Origin of the sequence: Neotabrizicola shimadae, from assembly GCF_019623905.1 — a bacterium.
Lineage (GTDB): Bacteria > Pseudomonadota > Alphaproteobacteria > Rhodobacterales > Rhodobacteraceae > Neotabrizicola > Neotabrizicola shimadae.
In genome coordinates, this window is the sequence record NZ_CP069370.1 from 1,642,305 (window position 1) to 1,658,454 (window position 16,150).

The following is a 16,150-nucleotide window of genomic DNA, read 5'->3' on the forward strand; positions in this document are numbered from 1 at the left end:
CTCAGCGGCGGCCCATCCAGCGGGTCAGGCGGTCCAGCCCCTCTTCGATGTCGGCTGTGGCGCGGGCATAGGAGAACCGCAATGTGCCGTGCCCGCGCAAAGGATCGAAATCGAGCCCCGGCGTCGCGGCCACGCCGCAGCCTTCCAGCATTTCGGCGGCGAAGGCGCGGGAATTCGGCGTCAGATGCGAGACATCGGCATAGATGTAGAAGGCGCCATCGGGCGGCGCGATGCGGTCGAAACCGGCCTTCGGCAGGCCGTCCAGCAAGAGCGCGCGGTTCCTGGCATAGACGGCGCGGTTGGCCTCCAGTTCCTCGGTCGCGTCCAGCGCGGCGAGGGCTGCGACCTGGGATGCATGGGGCGGGCAGATGAAGAGGTTCTGCGCCAGCCGTTCGACGGTGCGCACCATCGCCTCGGGCACCACCATCCAGCCGATGCGCCAGCCGGTCATCGAGAAATACTTGGAGAAGGAGTTGATGACGACGACCTCGTCCGTCACCTCCAGCGCCGAGACGGCGGGGGCATCGTAGTGCAGGCCGTGGTAGATTTCGTCGGAAATGAGGGCCGTGCCCGCGGCCTGCGCGGCAGCGGCATGGTCGGCCAGCGTTTCGCGCGGCAGCATGGTGCCGGTGGGATTGCCGGGCGAGGCGAGGATCAGGCCCGCGAGCGGATGCGCGGCGGCGATGGCTTCGGGCCGGGGCTGGTGGCGGTCGGCGGCATGGGTGGGGATGCCGACGGGCTGAAGGCTCATGGCGCGCAGGATCTGGCGGTAGGAGGGATAACCCGGTTCGGTCACGCCCACGCGGTCGCCCGCATCGAACAGCGCCGAGAAGGCGAGGAGGAAGGCGCCGGAAGATCCCGCGGTGACGATGACGCGGGCGGGGTCTATGTCCACCCCGTACCAGCGGCGGCAAAGGCCCGCGATGCCCGCGCGCAATTCAGGCAGGCCAAGCGCCACGGTGTAGCCGAGCGAGTCCCGTTCCATGGCGCGGGCCAGGGCGGTGCGGGCAAGCGCCGGGGCGGGCGTGCCGGGCTGGCCCACCTCCATGTGGATGATGCGCTGGCCGGCGGCTTCGGCCCGGCGCGCGGCCTCCATCACATCCATCACAATGAAGGGATCGACCTGACCCCGGCTGGACATCCGCATGGCGCCCCCCCTATGGTTCCGCCGCCATAGACCCGGCGGGCGGACGAAGGTCAAGCCTGCCCTGAAAGCCCGAGGATTTGATGTTCATCCGCCGCATTCTTCCCGCCGCCCTGCTGGCCTGCACCGTTGCCCTGCCTGCGGCGGCCGAGATGACCGATGTCGAGCGGGATGAGCTGCGCGAGGAAATCCGCGCCTATCTGCTGGAAAACCCCGAGGTGCTGGTCGAGGCGATGAACGAGTTGCAAGCACGCGAGGAGAAGGCCTCGGCGAGCCGCGATGTTGAGATGGTCAGGACCAATGCCGAGGCGATCTTCAAGGACGCGAATTCCTGGGTGGGCGGCAATCCGGACGGTGACATCACCATTGTCGAGTTCATGGACTATCGCTGCGGCTATTGCCGCAAGGCCTATGAAGAGGTGGACGAGCTGGTGAAGTCGGATGGCAACATCCGCTATGTCGTCAAGGAGTTCCCGATCCTGGGCGAGCAGTCGGTGCTGTCGTCGCGCTTTGCCATCGCGGTGCGCCAGTTGCATGGCGATGCGGCCTACAAGCAGGCCTATGATGCGCTGATTACCCTGCGCGGCGATGCAACGGCGGAGTCTCTGACCACCGTGGCCGGCAAGCTGGGCCTGGACCCGGCGCCGATCCTGGCGCGGATGGACAGCGACGAGGTGACGGCGGTGATCGCGGCCAACCACGAGCTTGCGAACACGCTGGAGATCTCGGGAACGCCGACCTTCGTGATCGACGAGACCATGGTGCGCGGCTATGTGCCGCTGGACGGGATGCGGCAGATCGTGGCGGGCGCACGCGAGGGCTGAGGCCCGGGTTCGGTTGGGTCGAGCCAGCGAATTTTCGCGATAGGTCTGAGGCCTGGCGTCGCGGTTCGGGCGCGGGGAAGCGCCCAGCCCCGCTACTCTGCCGCCTCGGCGCGTTCGGCTGCCTCGATCTCGGCCGCCTTCTTTTCGACCAGTTCGACGATGTGGTCGATCATCCGGTCATTGCCCATGGTGTGGCTTTGCTTGCCCGCCATGTAGACCATGCCCTTGCCCGCGCCGCCGCCGGTGAAGCCGATGTCGGTCATCAGCGCCTCGCCGGGACCGTTGACCACGCAGCCGATGATGCTGAGGCTCATCGGTGTCTTGATGTGTTCCAGCCGCTTTTCCAGCGCCTCGACCGTCTTGATGACGTCGAAGCCCTGACGTGCGCAGGAAGGGCAGGAGATGATCTGCACGCCGCGCGTGCGCAGGCCGAGGCTCTTCAGGATTTCGAACCCGACCTTCACCTCTTCCACCGGATCGGCCGAAAGCGAGACGCGGATGGTATCGCCGATGCCGAACCAGAGAAGCGAGCCAAGGCCGATGGCGGATTTGACCGTGCCCGAGATCAGGCCCCCGGCTTCGGTGATGCCAAGGTGGATGGGGGCATCGGTGGCCTGGGCGAGCTGCTGATAGGCGGCGGCGGCCAGGAAGACATCGGAGGCTTTCACCGAAATCTTGAATTCGTGAAAGTCGTTGTCCTGCAACAGCTTGATATGGTCGAGCCCGCTTTCCACCATGGCATCCGGGCAAGGCTCGCCGTATTTGTCCAGGAGGTGCTTTTCCAGCGAGCCGGCGTTGACGCCGATGCGGATGGAACAGCCGTGATCCTTGGCGGCGCGCACCACCTCGGCCACGCGCTTTGCATCCCCGATGTTGCCGGGGTTGATGCGGAGGCAGGCGGCGCCGGCTTCGGCCGCCTCGATCGCGCGCTTGTAGTGGAAATGGATGTCCGCGACGATCGGGACCGGGCTTTCGGCGACGATCTCGCGGAGCGCGCGGGTGCTGTCGACATCGGGGGTCGAGATGCGCACGATGTCGGCGCCGGCGATGGCGGCGCGCTGGACCTGGTCCAGCGTGGCCTTCACGTCGGTGGTGAGCGTGTTGGTCATGGTCTGCACCGAGATCGGTGCATCACCGCCCACGAGAACCTTGCCCACTCGAATCTGGCGCGAGGGGCGGCGTTCGATGTTGCGCCAGGGGCGGATGGGGTTGAGCGACATGGGGCCGGACCTCGGGTTCGGGTTCCTGCCCTAGATAGCCCCGCGAGCCGCCCGCCGCAACGACGCTGCGGTCATTCCGAAGGGGCTGCGGCGGGATCTGCCGAGGGGTTCACGGCGCTGGCATCGGCCACGGCGAGGAACTTCGCCAGGTCGACATCGCCCGACAGGTCGGCGACGGCGAACTTCTCGGTCAGGGCCTGGGGCGAAAGCTCGACATTCTTGACGACCTGGGCGCCGGGAGCTGCCGGGCCGTAGGTCTGGCCGTTGACCGCGAAATAGACCGAGCCGGAGTTGCCGGCGCGCAGTTTCGCGGGTTCTTCCAGTTGCGGCACGGCATAGCGCTCGCCGGCGTCGAGGATCTTTTCGAACAGCACGGTGCCGTCGGCAGCCTGCACGCGCACCCAGGAGGGACGCACGGCCAGAAGCTCCACCGGAGCCTTTGCATCGGCAACGACCTGGACCTCGCCCGTTGCCGGATCCTGGGCGGCGGCTTCGGCCACGGCAGACTCGATGGCGTTCGGCGCGGCTGCGGTTCCATCGCGCGGGTTGATGGCGGCGATGGGGCCATCGCGTGAGGTCATCACCGGCACGTCCAGCGCCTGGGGCCGGTACAGCCGGTCCAGCGCATCGGGGCGGGCCGGGTCAAGCGCGGGATCGAGCGCGGCGGTATCGGTGGCTTCGGGGGCCGAACGGACCAGCGGGGCCGATCCCTGGACATTGCCGATGGGGTCGATGTCGGCCACCACGGCGGGGGCCTGTTCCACCGGGGCCAGCTGGACGCGCTGCACTTCCTGCAGCACCGACCAGCCGCCATAGCCAAGCGCGCCGATCAGCGCGACCAGCACGAGGACGGAGCCGACTGCGCCAGGTTCGATGCGGGCGAAGAGGCTTTCGCCCCGCGGAATGAAGGTGGCGTTCGGGTCGGCGAAGGGATCGCGCACCTCGACCGAGGGGCGCACCCGCGCGGCGGCGATGGCCGGCGAGGAGGCGGCGGCCGACATGCCATGCGCGGGCTGGAAGTTCGCCTCGCGGCAGAAGCGGGCGAAGGCCTCGTCCGGGTTCATGCCAAGGTAGCGGGCGTAGGAGCGAACATAACCCGCGACGAAACCGGGGGTTTCGAAGGCCGAGATATCGGCATTCTCGATCGCCGCGATGTAGGTCGCCTTGATCTTCAACTCGCGCTGGACGTCCAGGAGCGACTTGCCGAGAGTTGCCCGTTCGCCGCGCATGAGGTCGCCAAGTCGAAGATCGAAGTCGTCAAAGCCCTTTGGCTTGTCCGCCTCATCCGGCGTCGAAGGTCTGCCCCTCCAACCGATCATCCGGCCTGCCCCATCACTGCCCAGTTGTCCCCCGAGTCGGTCTGACGCCAACCCGCTCTTTGTCGTATTCAGCGAAAGCTAGCACAAGGCAAGCGCATTTGCATGCGCAGAAGGATAGTCAGGCGCTGGCCTCGGCACGATTCAGCGCGCAGTGCTGCCAGAGCGCGTCCATCGCCTTCACGAGGCGGTCGATGTGGTCGGCGCCATGCACCGGAGAGGGCGTGAAACGCAGCCGTTCCGTGCCGCGCGGGACGGTCGGGAAGTTGATCGGCTGGACGTAAATCCCGTGATCTTCCAACAGCATGTCGGACAGCATCTTGCAATGGATGGGGTTGCCGACATGCACGGGCACAATATGCGAGCCATGGTCGATGATCGGCAGGCCCAGACCCTTGAGCCGCATCTTCAGGATGCGGGCGTTCAGCTGCTGGCCGTCGCGCAGGTGTTGGGCGGTCTTGAGATGGCGCACGGAAGCCGCCGCGCCGGCCGCGATGGCGGGGGGCAGCGAGGTGGTGAAGATGAAGCCGGGGGCATAGCTGCGCACCGCATCCACCATCTTCGCACTTGCAGCAATGTAGCCGCCGAAAACCCCGTAGGCCTTTGCCAGCGTGGCGTTGATGATGTCGATCCGGTGCATCTGGCCATCGCGTTCGGCGACGCCCGCACCGCGCGGGCCGTACATGCCGACGGCGTGAACCTCGTCGATATAGGTCAAGGCGCCGAATTCTTCGGCAGCGTCACAGATCGCGGCGATGGGGCCGAAGTCGCCGTCCATCGAGTAGATCGATTCGAAGGCGATCAGCTTGGGCGCGGCCGGGTCGTCGGCGGCCAGAAGCTCGCGCAGGTGGGCCACGTCGTTGTGGCGGAAGATGCGCTTTTCGCCACCGCCACGGCGCACGCCCTCGATCATCGAGGCGTGGTTCAGGGCGTCGGAATAGATGATGAGGCCGGGCAACAGCGTCCGCAGCGTCGAGAGCGTGGCATCATTGGCGATATAGGCGGAACCGAAGACCAGCGCGGCCTCCTTGCCGTGCAGGTCGGCCAGTTCGGCCTCGAGCGCCTTGTGATACAGCGTGGTGCCCGAGATGTTGCGCGTGCCGCCCGAACCCGCGCCGGTGGCATCCAGCGCTTCGTGCATGGCCGAAAGCACCACCGGGTGCTGGCCCATGCCCAGATAGTCGTTGCCGCACCAGACGGTGATTTCCTTGGTGGAGCCGTCCGGGCGCTTCCAGGTGGCGAGCGGATAGGCGCCCTTCTTGCGTTCGATGTCGATGAACGTGCGGTAACGGCCTTCCTCGTGCAGGCGGTTCAGGGCTTTGTCGAGGGCGGCATCGTAGCGGCTCATCTGGCTCTCCGGGCTCGGGCCTGTCTTCGGACGGCATCTGCGGTGGCGGCACCTTGCAGAGCGTGGGAAGACGCGACCTTGACTTGGGTCAATCGCGGGGCCGGGGAAAGGGGACAAAACGCCGCCCTGCCCCGATGCGGTTCAGTTCTGGATCACCACCGTGCAGTCGGTGACTTCGGGGTTGCGGGCGGCACAATCGGCAAGCGCGGCTTCGACCCCCTTGCCCACGCCCCATCCGCCTGTGCTGGGCGAGATGGCGAAGGCGCCGTCCTTGCGGGGATAGCCGTCCTTGAACCCCTCGGTCGCTTGCGACGAGAGCTGGAAGCCCTTGTCCTTCCAGCCCTTCGGCTGGATCACGGCCGCGACGATGCAGTCGGCCTTGCCCTTCTTCTTCTTGTTGCAGTCGGCGATGGCGAAGGCAGAGGCCGCCTGGATGTCGTGGAAGTTCACGGCCATCGAGCTCGCCTCGGTCAGCGGGCCGTCGTCGGGCGAGATTGCAAAGGCTCCATAATAGGGCTGCGCGGCCCCGACCTGTTGCAGGGCGGTGGCGACATTCGCGGGCAGGTTGGCCTCGGGCAGGACGATCACTTCGGCCTTGCCGGCCGGATAAAGCGCCTTCTTCGCCTTGGACCCGGTTAGCGTTTCGGCAGAGGCCGGAACGGCGAGGGCGGCAAGGCAGACAGCGAGAGCAAGGGTGCGCATGGACGATTCCGCAATCAGATCAAGGAGGATATAGCCGAGCTCCGCGGCACTGGACAGGGGACCAAAGGCTGATAGGGTCCCGCCCGGCGATATGCGGGCGGGATCGCGCCGAAGATTGGGTTCGCCCGCCCGGATCGCAAGAGCCCAGACCCAAGCCGAAGGAGCACCCCATGAGCCTTGCCCCCGTACTTGATCGCATCGACCGCGACCTGCCCGAGTCGCTCGAGCGGCTGATGGGACTGCTGCGCATCCCTTCGATCTCGACCGACCCGGCCTTCAAGGAGGATTGCGCGCGGGCCGCGGACTGGCTGGTGGAGGACCTCAAGGGCCTTGGGTTCGAGGCGGCCTCGGTGCCGACGCCGGGACATCCGATGGTGGTGGCGCAGGGCGGAACGGGCGGGCGGCACCTTCTGTTCTACGGGCATTATGACGTGCAGCCGGTGGACCCGCTGAACCTGTGGCACCGCGATCCCTTCGACCCGGAAATCCAGGACACGCCCAAGGGCAAGGTGATCCGGGCGCGGGGGGCGGCGGATGACAAGGGGCAGCTCATGACCTTCCTGGAGGCGCTGCGTGCCTGGAAGACGGTGAACGGCACCCTGCCCTGCCGGCTGACGATCTTCCTGGAGGGCGAGGAAGAGTCGGGTTCGCCCTCGCTGATCCCCTTCATGCAGGAGCATGCAGCCGAGCTGAAGGCCGACCTGGCGCTGATCTGCGACACCGGGCTGCACGAGGACCGGGTGCCGGCGATCACCACCATGCTGCGCGGGCTTCTGGGGGAAGAGATCACCATCACCGGGCCGGCGATGGACCTGCATTCCGGCGGCTATGGCGGGGCGGCGATCAATCCGATCCGGGTGCTGTCGAAGATCCTGGCGGGGCTGCAAGACGAGAATGGCCGCATCCAGGTGCCGGGCTTCTATGACGATGTGGACGAGCTGCCCGAGGCGATCCGGGCGCAGTGGCAGGCCCTGTCCTTCGATCATGCGAAGTTCCTGGGGGACGTGGGGCTTTCGGTGCCGGCAGGCGAGAAGGACCGCACGCCGCTGGAGATGCTGTGGTCGCGCCCGACAGCCGAGGTGAACGGCATCTGGGGTGGCTATACCGGGGCGGGGTTCAAGACGGTGCTGCCGTCTGAGGCCCATGCCAAGGTGAGCTTCCGGCTGGTCAGCCGGCAGGACCCCGACAAGCTGCGGGCGGCGTTCCGCGACTGGGTGCGGGGGCAGCTGCCGGCGGATTGCAAGGTGGAGTTCCATGGGCATGGCAACAGCCCGGCCGGGGTGATGGAAATTTCGGACCCGGCCTTCGAGGCGGCGCGGGGGGCCCTGACCGAGGAATGGGGGGTGCCGGCGGCCTATGTGGGCTGCGGCGGGTCGATCCCGATTGCGGGGTATTTCAAGACCTACCTGGGGATGGATGCCATGCTGATCGGCTTTGGCCGGGACGATGACCTGATCCATTCGCCCAATGAGAAGTACGATGTGGAGTGCTTCCACAAGGGAATCCGGTCCTGGGCGCGGGTGCTGGACCGGATCGCCAAGGGGTGAGGCGTCCGAGCTCGGACGCTTTCACGAAGTGAATTATTTCAATGGCTTGCCGAAGCGTGTTAACCTGGACTTAAGATTTGCCCGCAAGCGCCGGGCACAGGGACAGCCCCCGGTGAGGGCGGCGGGCTGGCCCTTTCCTGCCGAGCCTGCCAAGCCTGCCGCACATTGGCAGGCCAGAAGGGCCGTGCAGCTACCGGAAAGGGAATGGTCGGGGCGAGAAGATTCGAACTTCCGACCTACGGTACCCAAAACCGTCGCGCTACCAGACTGCGCTACGCCCCGACAGGCCGTTCCTAGCCGCAGGCGCGCGGGAAGGGAAGAACCTATCCCATACTCCGTGGTAAATCTCTGACTTAAACAGTGGAACTCAACCTGCATTTTCCACATGAATCATTGACTTGCAGGGCGACGAGGTTGCGGTTCAAGGACCACCCCTCGGGTGAGCATTTGGACCAAGTCGGTCGGGACGATCGAGATCGCCGGCCGCGACAGGAGGTTCGGGGCACGCGGTGGCTTCCGCGCAAGTCGGCCTGCGGTCGGCAGGCAGGACAAGGGGGTGTCACCGACGGCCTGCGCCTGGCCCTTGATCCCGCCACGCGCCATGGCCGTTCCGTCACGTTCCGAGAATTGAAGACGGTCGTCCCTGACCGCAGGATGTACCCCACCTTTGCCGCCATGTGCCACCATGGACGGCGGCCGACGGGCAAGTGACGGACGCCCGCCCACGCGCCATTGAGAGCAAAGACCCTTGATCTCATGGCCTCACCGGGCGATCCTCAAATGCGAAAACAGGCCACAGGGCGGTTCAGTTTACCTGGACCGGAGACTCTTCCGGGCTGCGTCGGGCCAGTGGGACTCGCGTGGCTTCTTGACTGGAAGCTGTGATCGTCTGGCCGGACCGGCTGCTTGGAGCCATGGAGGTTGCCCGTGGTGACGGGAAAGGGACTTGGACCGGACGGGCCTGGGGCAGAAGGAAGGGTTCACCTTTCCGCCCTGCCGGCGATGGCCCGGCGGTTCATGTCGCGGCTGTCGCGCAGGCTTGCCCGCTCGGCAACCAGCGGACTTGTGCCTCGATACGAGCCTCGGCCGCCCTCTGGGCAGACCGTGGCGGACATATTCGCTGGAAGCTGGAAGTCGCATCTGCCTGGAATCGCGGGCACAGGATCGGCCGAGATGTTCGACGATGCGCGCATCGCCTGGGTCGCCGGGGAACTGCCGGGTGGTCTGGCGGGGCGGTCGGTCTGCGAGATCGGCCCGTTTGAGGGCTACCAGACCCGGCTGCTGAAAGCCCACGGGGCGGGCGAGGTGACTTCGGTTGAGGCCAATACCTTCAACTATCTGAAATGCCTGTGCGTGCGCGAGATCTACGGGTTCGATGCGGACTATCTTCTGGGAGACGGGCCAGGCTACCTTGCGGCCTGCGACCGGCGTTTCGACCTGATCTTCGCCTCGGGCGTCCTTTACCACATGCAGGATCCTCTGGGCTTCCTGTCGGCAGCGGCGGCGCGAACCGACCATCTTTTCCTCTGGACCCACCATTTCCGGCCCGAGCTTCTGGCGCAGGGCCATGCTCAAGCCCAGCATTTCCGACCGGCACAGGACAGGCAGAAAGACTGGCGGGGAAGGAGCGTCCGATTGCACGCGCGCAGCTACCGCATCGCGGACTACCGGACGAACATCCCTGCGTATTGGGAGGGCGGGCAGGAGGACCTGACCTTCTGGCTGGAGCGGGAGGACCTTCTTGCGGTGCTGGCCGACCTTGGGCTGACGAGAATCCGCATCGGCTTTGACGGCGAGATGGAAGGTGCGCTGCCGGTACTGAGCCTGCTTGCCTCTCGCGGCGGATAGGAGTCGGGGCGTCTTCAAGCGGTCCTGACAAGCGGCGGCACAGCTCCTCCTCAGATCTTGTATCGAGGAGGTGCAGAGTTGAAGCTGAAAAGGTCGCTCTTCGCCCATGCAAACGGCCCTGTGGCGGCGCCGGTCCGCGCGGGAATCTCCAAGGATTTCAGAATGGACAGCGACGCGGCGCCTTCTTCAGGATCCAGCGGACCGCAAGATCCGGCTGAGCCGGACCTTTGCTCCCAAGTCCGCCGGGAACTCTGGCTGGGTTGAAGCGATGCCATGGACGCGACCGACGGCAGACGGGAGCGTTTGAACGGGGCCTGGGCCAAAACCTACGGGGCCGCCCGGTCCATTCCCCGAACCCAGACGGCGGCATCACCGGCCAGGAGGGCCGGACAGGAGGGCCGGACAGGCCGGCATTGTCCAGACCCTGACGTGGACGTCCGGGTGCGCTGCCTTTGACAGGGGGCGAGGGGTTGTGACGGAAGCAAACGATAGCGGGCTCTTCGGGAAGGTCCGGGCCATCGCGCGCGTCACAGGTCTTTCCTGCCCCTCGGGTCTTTCCTGCACCTCAGGGGTCGCAAGGCCAGGCGGCCGTGGCCTGGGGTACGAAGGGCGAGCGCAGGACGGCACCTTCGGTGATGCCGAGCGGCGCGGCGAGGCCGCCATTGATTTCCAGCACGAAACGCACGGCCTTGCCGCCTTCGATCAGCGTCTCGTCTTCCGGCTTTGCCTTGGCGTGGACGCGGGTGACGGTGCCGGTTTCGTCGATGAACACCATGTCCAGTGGGATGAGGGTGTTCTTCATCCAGAAGGTCGCCGGCTGGGGCTTGTCATAGACGAAGAGCATTCCCGCCGACTTGGCCATGCTGTCGCGGAACATCAGGCCCCGGGCGCGTTCGTCGGGCGTGTCGGCCACTTCCACATGGAATCGGCTGACCGAGCCAGAGGGGGCGCGCAGTTCCACCTTGTCCGCCGCGCAGGCGTCAGCCAGCGCGGGGGCGGTCGCGAGAAGCGAAAGGATCAGTCCCGCTGACGCGCTGCGGATTCCCATGGCACCACCTGAATGGCCATGCGGCCGCGCTTGCCTTCGATGATGCGCAGCGCCACGGCCTCGCCCGACTGAAGGTCGGCAAGACCGGACTGGCGCAGCACCTCGATATGGATGAACACGTCCTCGGGACGGGCGAAGACATTGGCGAAGCCGAAGCCCTTGGCCTTGTCGAACCATTTGACCCGCGCGGGTTCGAGGGGAAGATTGGCCAGCTCTTCGGGATCGGGGGCGATGTGTTCTTCGCCGGGCGGCGCGGCCAGCGGCGGCGGTTCGATCGAGACCACTTCAAAGGCCTGCACGCCGCGCGGCGTCATATGCGCCTTCACGACGATGCGGGCGCCATCGGCCACCGAGCTTTGGCCGAAGTTCCGAAGCACATTGGCGTGCAAAAGCACGTCTCCGGGCATGTCGTCTGCAACGACAAACCCGAAGCCCTTGGCCGGATCGAACCATTTTACCCGGCCATGCAGCACCTGCACGGCCTTCTCTTCTTCCGTCATCTACGCGCCGATCCCCACAAAGCACGCCTGCGCCATCACATGCCGCGAAGCGTGGGCCGGATTCAAGAGAAATCCTGAACACATGATGGATTACCGTTCGCGAAGCGCGAAAATCATGGGTTGAGTCTGGTGATTTCCCAAGGTTTTTCAATGCCTTCACGACGCCAGCGGAAACGGTCGTGCAGACGGAAGGCGCCGTCGGCCCAGAATTCGATCTCGACCGGTTGCAGGCGGAAGCCGCCCCAGAACGGCGGGCGCGGCGGGTTCGGACCCTTGGCGGCGGTGATCTTCGCCACCTCTGCCATCAGCGCGGCGCGCGACGAAAGGGGCTGCGACTGCTGGCTGGCCCAGGCGCCCAGCCGGCTTTTCAGGCTGCGGCTGGCGTAATACGCATCGGCCTGCGGCCCCTCCTCGCGCGAGGTGAGGCCACGCACGCGGATCTGGCGGCGCAGCGACTTCCAATGCATCACGAAGGCGGCCTTGCCGGCCTGTTCGATCTCGGCCGCCTTGGCCGACCCGTAGTTGGTGTAGAACACGAAGGCGCCGCCGCCGGGGCCTTCGACCTCGATCTCCTTCAGCAGCACCATGCGGGCGTTGGGCAGGCCCGAGGCATCGACCGTGGCCAGAGCGATGGCATTGGGATCGTTCGGCTCGGAGGCTTCTGCCTCGGCCAACCAGTCGCGCGCCAGTTGAAACGGGTTATCGCCCGCGAAGATACCGCCCCTGTCCATCGGCCAGCCCCTTGATGTTGTGTCAAACCGGCCCGTGCCGCCCTTGATGGAGCCTGCCGGATCGCCTACACGTCACTGTCAAAACCGCAAGGTGGGCGAGGGAAGCGGAATGTCAACGGGACTGATGAAGGGGAAGCGCGGGCTTGTCATGGGCCTTGCGAACGACAAGTCCATCGCCTGGGGCATCGCGAAAGCCTGTGCCGACGCGGGGGCGGAAATGGCGTTTTCGTACCAGGGCGAGGCGCTGAAGAAGCGGGTCGAGCCGCTGGTCGCCTCGATCGGCATGAGCGAGATCATCGAATGCGACGTCGGCTCGGAAGAGTCGATGGACGCGGTCTTTGCCCGGCTGAAGGAAATCTGGGGGTCGATTGACTTTCTGGTTCATGCCATCGGATTTTCCGACAAGAACGAACTGCGCGGCCGCTATGTCGAGACGAGCCGCCAGAATTTCCTGATGTCGATGGACATCTCGGTCTATTCCTTCACGGCGGTCTGCCAGCGGGCGGCGGCGATGATGAACCCCGGCGGGTCGCTTCTGACGCTGACCTATTACGGCGCCGAGAAGGTCATGCCGCATTACAACGTGATGGGCCTGTGCAAGGCGGCGCTGGAATGTTCGGTGAAATACATCGCCGAGGATCTGGGCAAGGACGGCATCCGCGTGAACGCGATCAGCGCGGGGCCGATCAAGACTCTGGCCGCCAGCGGCATCGGCGATTTCCGTTACATCATGCGCTGGAACGAGCTGAACTCGCCCCTGCGGCGCAACGTCACGCAGGAAGAGGTGGGCAAGGCGGCGCTGTACCTGCTGTCGGATCTGGGCTCGGGCACCACCGGGGAATGCCTGCATGTGGATGCGGGTTATCATGTGGTGGGCATGAAGGCGATCGACGCGCCGGACATCGACATCGTGACCGGCAAGAAAGAGGGCGGGCAGTGAGCCTTGCCGCCTTTCTGGCGGCCTGGGCGCTGCATCTGGTGGCGGCGGCCTCGCCGGGGCCGGCGATCCTGATGTCGGCCCGGACCGGGGTGACGGAGGGCTTTCGCACCGGGCTTTTCCTGGCGATGGGTCTGGGCCTGGGCGCCGTGATCTGGGCGGTGGCGGCGCTGTTCGGCCTTGCGGTTCTGTTCCAGGTGGCGCCGGCGTTGCTGTGGGGGTTCAAGATCGCAGGCGGTCTGTTCCTTCTGTGGATCGCGCTTTCGATGTGGCGCCATGCTCCGGAGCCTTTGGCCACGCCCACCGAGGGCGATGTGCCGCGCGGGGCGCTGTCGGCCTTGTGGCTGGGCATTGCCACGCAGCTGGCCAACCCGAAGCCTGCCGTGTTCTTCGGCGCTGTCTTCGTGGGCACGGTGCCGCCGGGGACGAGCTGGCCCTGGCTGGCGGCGCTGCTGGTGGCGGTGTTCCTGAACGAAGTGGCCTGCAACACGCTGGTGGCGCGGCTCTTTTCGTTCGACGGCCCGCGCCGGGCCTATGCGCGCATGAAGACCGGGATCGACCGCAGTTTTGGCGGCATCCTTGCGATACTTGGCCTGAAGATCGCCGTTAGCTGAGAGGTTCTGCCCATGTCGTCCGACCGCCTGCCACATGAAAAGGGGTTCCATGTCAGCTGGGACCAGATCCACCGGGACAGCCGGGCGCTGGCCTGGCGGCTGGACGGGCGGGGGCCGGATGGCGGGGCCTGGAAGGCGGTGGTGGGGATCACGCGCGGCGGGCTGGTACCGGCGGCGATCGTGTGCCGCGAGCTGGACATCCGCGTGATCGACACGATCAGTGTGAAATCCTACAACCACCAGAGCCAGGTGGAGGCCCGCGTCATCAAGGCGCCGCAGGCCGAGCTGATGGGCGACGGGACGGGCATCCTGATCGTGGACGACCTGGTGGACAGTGGCAAGACGCTGGAACTGGTGCGGCGGCTGTATCCCAAGGCGCATTTCGCCACGGTCTATGCCAAGCCGCAGGGCAAGCCGCAGGTCGACACCTATGTGACCGAGGTGAGCCAGGATACCTGGATCTTCTTCCCCTGGGACATGGCGCTGCAATACGTCCAGCCGTTCCGCGGCCGGGACTGATGGGCTCGCCGCGCCGCGCGCAGGTATTGCACGAGGCGTTCGAGCTGAGCCTGGGCGTTAAGGCGGCCACGGCGGTGGCGGAACTGCTGGCCGGGCTGGCGCTGTGGGCGGTGCCGCATGGGGAGTTTGCCCTGGCGGCTGGGTGGATTTCTGGCCACGAGCTTTCGGTGCCGACGGCGGACCGGATCGCCGCGGCGCTGATGCGCGCGGCGGAGGGGTTCTCGATCCAGTCGCAGCAGTTCTTTGCGCTGTATCTGGCGAGCCACGGGCTGGTGAAGCTGGCAGTGGTGGCGGCGCTGTGGCGCGGCTATCTCTGGGCCTATCCGCTGGCATTGGCGGTGATGGCGCTGTTCATCCTGTATCAGTTGTACCGGCTGAGCCTGGGGATGTCCTGGCCGCTGGTGGGGCTGACGCTGTTCGACCTGATCGTGGTGGCGCTGATCTGGACCGAGTACCAAGCAAGAGAAGCCACCATCGCCAAGGGAGCCTGACATGCTGAATCCGTTGAACCCCGCCATGGCCGCGACCTTTCCGCCCCCGGTGATGGAGGCGCGGCGCTGGATCCAGGGGGTGGTGTTTCCGGCGGAGCGGCCCTTGATCAACGTGAGCCAGGCCGCGCCGGTGGAGGTGCCGCCCGAGGGGTTGCGGCGGGCGATTGCCGAAGCCGCGCTGAACAATCCCGACGCGCATCTGTACGGGCCCGTACTGGGCCTGCCGGCGCTGCGCGCCGAGATCGCGGCGCAGTGGTCGGCGAGCTATGGCGGCGAGATCGCGGCGGGCCAGGTGGCGATCACCCAGGGCTGCAACCAGGCGTTCTGCGCTGTGCTGTCCACCCTGGCGGGTGCAGGGGACGAGGTGATCCTGCCGACGCCCTGGTATTTCAACCACAAGATGTGGTGCGACATGGCGGGCGTGAGGGCGGTGCCCCTGCCCTGCGGTCCGGGCCTGATCCCCGAGGCCGAGGCGGCGGCGCGGCTGATCGGCCCGCGCACCCGCGCGCTGATACTGGTGAGCCCGAACAACCCCGGCGGGGCGGAGTATCCGGCGGAGACCCTGGCGGCCTTCCGTGACCTGGCGCGGGAGCGGGGGCTGGCGCTGATCGTGGACGAGACCTACCGGGATTTCGACAGCCGCTCAGGCAGGTCGCATGACCTGTTCGCCGATCCGGACTGGGCGGATGTGTTCATCCACCTTTACTCCTTCTCGAAAGCCTACCGGCTGACCGGGCACCGCGTGGGCGCCATCGTGGCCAGTGCCGAACGGCTGGCCGAGGTGGAAAAGTTTCTCGACACGGTGGCGATCTGCCCCGGACAGCTGGGGCAGATCGGGGCCTTGTGGGGGATGCAGAACCTGGGCCAGTGGGTTGCAGGCGAGCGGGCCGAGATCCTGTCGCGCCGCGCCGCACTGGTGGAGGGGTTCGCCAGGCTTCCCGGCTGGCGGCTTCTGGGCTGTGGCGCCTATTTCGCCTATGCCGAGCATCCGTTTTCGGATGCGTCGGACGTGGTGGCGAAGCGGCTGGTGCAGGAGGCGGGCGTGCTGATGCTGCCGGGCACGATGTTCCAGCCCGAGGAGGCGCCCGAGGGCAAGCGGCAGATGCGGATTGCCTTTGCCAATGTGGACCGGGCCGGGATTGCGGCGCTGGTGGCGCGGCTGGCGGCCTTGCCGGTGCGCTGAGGCGGCTGGTTCCGGGAGGCTCATCTTCCAGAAGCCCCCCTCCCCTGCCCCTCCCCCCTCCCCTGCCCCTCCCCACGAGGGGGAGGGAAGGCGCGAGCGACCGTCTTGGGCGCATTCCCCGTCAGCAAGGCACCAGACCGCGGCACTTGCCCGCCCCGGCAATGCACCTTAGAGAAGC

At 66.5% G+C, this 16,150-nt stretch carries 16 protein-coding genes and 1 tRNA gene; 8 read left to right on the forward strand and 9 right to left on the reverse strand.

Annotated features, from left to right (window positions below; genetic code table 11):
• Position 1: 1 nt before the first annotated feature.
• On the reverse strand, positions 2–1,147 hold the full coding sequence (locus JO391_RS07905) for a pyridoxal phosphate-dependent aminotransferase (protein WP_220663928.1): 1,146 nt from the start codon (positions 1,145–1,147) through the stop codon (positions 2–4).
• Between the two features lie 80 nt (positions 1,148–1,227).
• Between JO391_RS07905 and JO391_RS07910 the strand changes: the two genes are divergently transcribed.
• Positions 1,228–1,968, forward strand: coding sequence for a DsbA family protein (locus JO391_RS07910; protein ID WP_220663930.1), 741 nt, complete (start codon positions 1,228–1,230; stop codon positions 1,966–1,968).
• Positions 1,969–2,060: 92 nt separating this feature from the next.
• Here JO391_RS07910 and ispG read toward each other — a convergent pair whose 3' ends face one another.
• The 4 genes from ispG to JO391_RS07930 all read right to left on the reverse strand — a co-directional run bounded on the left by ispG (position 2,061) and on the right by JO391_RS07930 (position 6,554).
• Entirely contained in the window at positions 2,061–3,188 is a 1,128-nt protein-coding gene (gene ispG / locus JO391_RS07915) for a flavodoxin-dependent (E)-4-hydroxy-3-methylbut-2-enyl-diphosphate synthase (protein ID WP_220663932.1), read from the reverse strand.
• A gap of 71 nt (positions 3,189–3,259) precedes the next feature.
• Positions 3,260–4,507: a helix-turn-helix domain-containing protein gene (locus tag JO391_RS07920; RefSeq protein ID WP_220663934.1), complete on the reverse strand. Its 1,248-nt coding sequence runs from the start codon at positions 4,505–4,507 to the stop codon at positions 3,260–3,262.
• A 118-nt stretch (positions 4,508–4,625) separates the two neighbouring features.
• Positions 4,626–5,852, reverse strand: coding sequence for a 5-aminolevulinate synthase (gene hemA, locus JO391_RS07925; RefSeq protein ID WP_220663936.1), 1,227 nt, complete (start codon positions 5,850–5,852; stop codon positions 4,626–4,628).
• Between the two features lie 141 nt (positions 5,853–5,993).
• Positions 5,994–6,554 carry a 5-aminolevulic acid synthase gene (locus JO391_RS07930; protein ID WP_220663937.1) on the reverse strand — a complete coding sequence of 187 codons (561 nt, stop codon included), beginning with the start codon at positions 6,552–6,554 and terminating at the stop codon, positions 5,994–5,996.
• A 170-nt stretch (positions 6,555–6,724) separates the two neighbouring features.
• On the opposite strand from JO391_RS07930, the gene JO391_RS07935 reads away from it, so the two are divergent.
• Positions 6,725–8,101, forward strand: a complete 1,377-nt coding sequence (locus JO391_RS07935) for a M20/M25/M40 family metallo-hydrolase (protein ID WP_220663938.1) — start codon at positions 6,725–6,727, stop codon at positions 8,099–8,101.
• Between the two features lie 205 nt (positions 8,102–8,306).
• Here the strand turns inward: JO391_RS07935 and JO391_RS07940 are convergent.
• Positions 8,307–8,383 (reverse strand) — tRNA-Pro (locus JO391_RS07940).
• 891 nt (positions 8,384–9,274) lie between these two features.
• On the opposite strand from JO391_RS07940, the gene JO391_RS07945 reads away from it, so the two are divergent.
• Positions 9,275–9,949: a class I SAM-dependent methyltransferase gene (locus JO391_RS07945; RefSeq protein WP_220663939.1), complete on the forward strand. Its 675-nt coding sequence runs from the start codon at positions 9,275–9,277 to the stop codon at positions 9,947–9,949.
• 565 nt (positions 9,950–10,514) lie between these two features.
• On the opposite strand, the gene JO391_RS07950 is transcribed toward JO391_RS07945, so the two are convergent.
• The 3 genes from JO391_RS07950 to pdxH all read right to left on the reverse strand — a co-directional run bounded on the left by JO391_RS07950 (position 10,515) and on the right by pdxH (position 12,228).
• Positions 10,515–10,997 (reverse strand): DUF192 domain-containing protein, encoded by a 483-nt coding sequence (locus JO391_RS07950; protein ID WP_220663940.1) that lies wholly within the window; start codon positions 10,995–10,997, stop codon positions 10,515–10,517.
• The gene (locus tag JO391_RS07955; protein ID WP_220663941.1) at positions 10,967–11,497 is read right to left on the reverse strand and encodes a cold-shock protein; all 531 of its coding nucleotides are present in this window, start codon (positions 11,495–11,497) and stop codon (positions 10,967–10,969) included. The genes JO391_RS07950 and JO391_RS07955 overlap by 31 nt, the downstream gene beginning before the upstream one ends.
• Before the next feature lie 113 nt (positions 11,498–11,610).
• Positions 11,611–12,228 carry a pyridoxamine 5'-phosphate oxidase gene (gene pdxH, locus JO391_RS07960; RefSeq protein WP_220663942.1) on the reverse strand — a complete coding sequence of 206 codons (618 nt, stop codon included), beginning with the start codon at positions 12,226–12,228 and terminating at the stop codon, positions 11,611–11,613.
• 109 nt (positions 12,229–12,337) lie between these two features.
• On the opposite strand from pdxH, the gene fabI reads away from it, so the two are divergent.
• Genes fabI through JO391_RS07985 form a run of 5 tightly spaced genes read left to right on the forward strand, consistent with a single transcriptional unit; the run spans position 12,338 to position 15,972 of the window.
• Positions 12,338–13,168: an enoyl-ACP reductase FabI gene (gene fabI, locus JO391_RS07965; RefSeq protein WP_220663944.1), complete on the forward strand. Its 831-nt coding sequence runs from the start codon at positions 12,338–12,340 to the stop codon at positions 13,166–13,168.
• Positions 13,165–13,779 carry a LysE family translocator gene (locus JO391_RS07970; RefSeq protein ID WP_220663946.1) on the forward strand — a complete coding sequence of 205 codons (615 nt, stop codon included), beginning with the start codon at positions 13,165–13,167 and terminating at the stop codon, positions 13,777–13,779. Before fabI ends, JO391_RS07970 begins: the two co-directional genes overlap by 4 nt.
• A gap of 12 nt (positions 13,780–13,791) precedes the next feature.
• Positions 13,792–14,298: a xanthine phosphoribosyltransferase gene (gene gpt / locus JO391_RS07975; protein ID WP_220663947.1), complete on the forward strand. Its 507-nt coding sequence runs from the start codon at positions 13,792–13,794 to the stop codon at positions 14,296–14,298.
• On the forward strand, positions 14,298–14,789 hold the full coding sequence (locus JO391_RS07980) for a DUF2127 domain-containing protein (protein WP_220663948.1): 492 nt from the start codon (positions 14,298–14,300) through the stop codon (positions 14,787–14,789). Before gpt ends, JO391_RS07980 begins: the two co-directional genes overlap by 1 nt.
• 1 nt (position 14,790) lies before the next feature.
• Positions 14,791–15,972 carry an aminotransferase gene (locus tag JO391_RS07985; RefSeq protein WP_220663949.1) on the forward strand — a complete coding sequence of 394 codons (1,182 nt, stop codon included), beginning with the start codon at positions 14,791–14,793 and terminating at the stop codon, positions 15,970–15,972.
• The last annotated feature ends 178 nt before the right edge of the window (positions 15,973–16,150 follow it).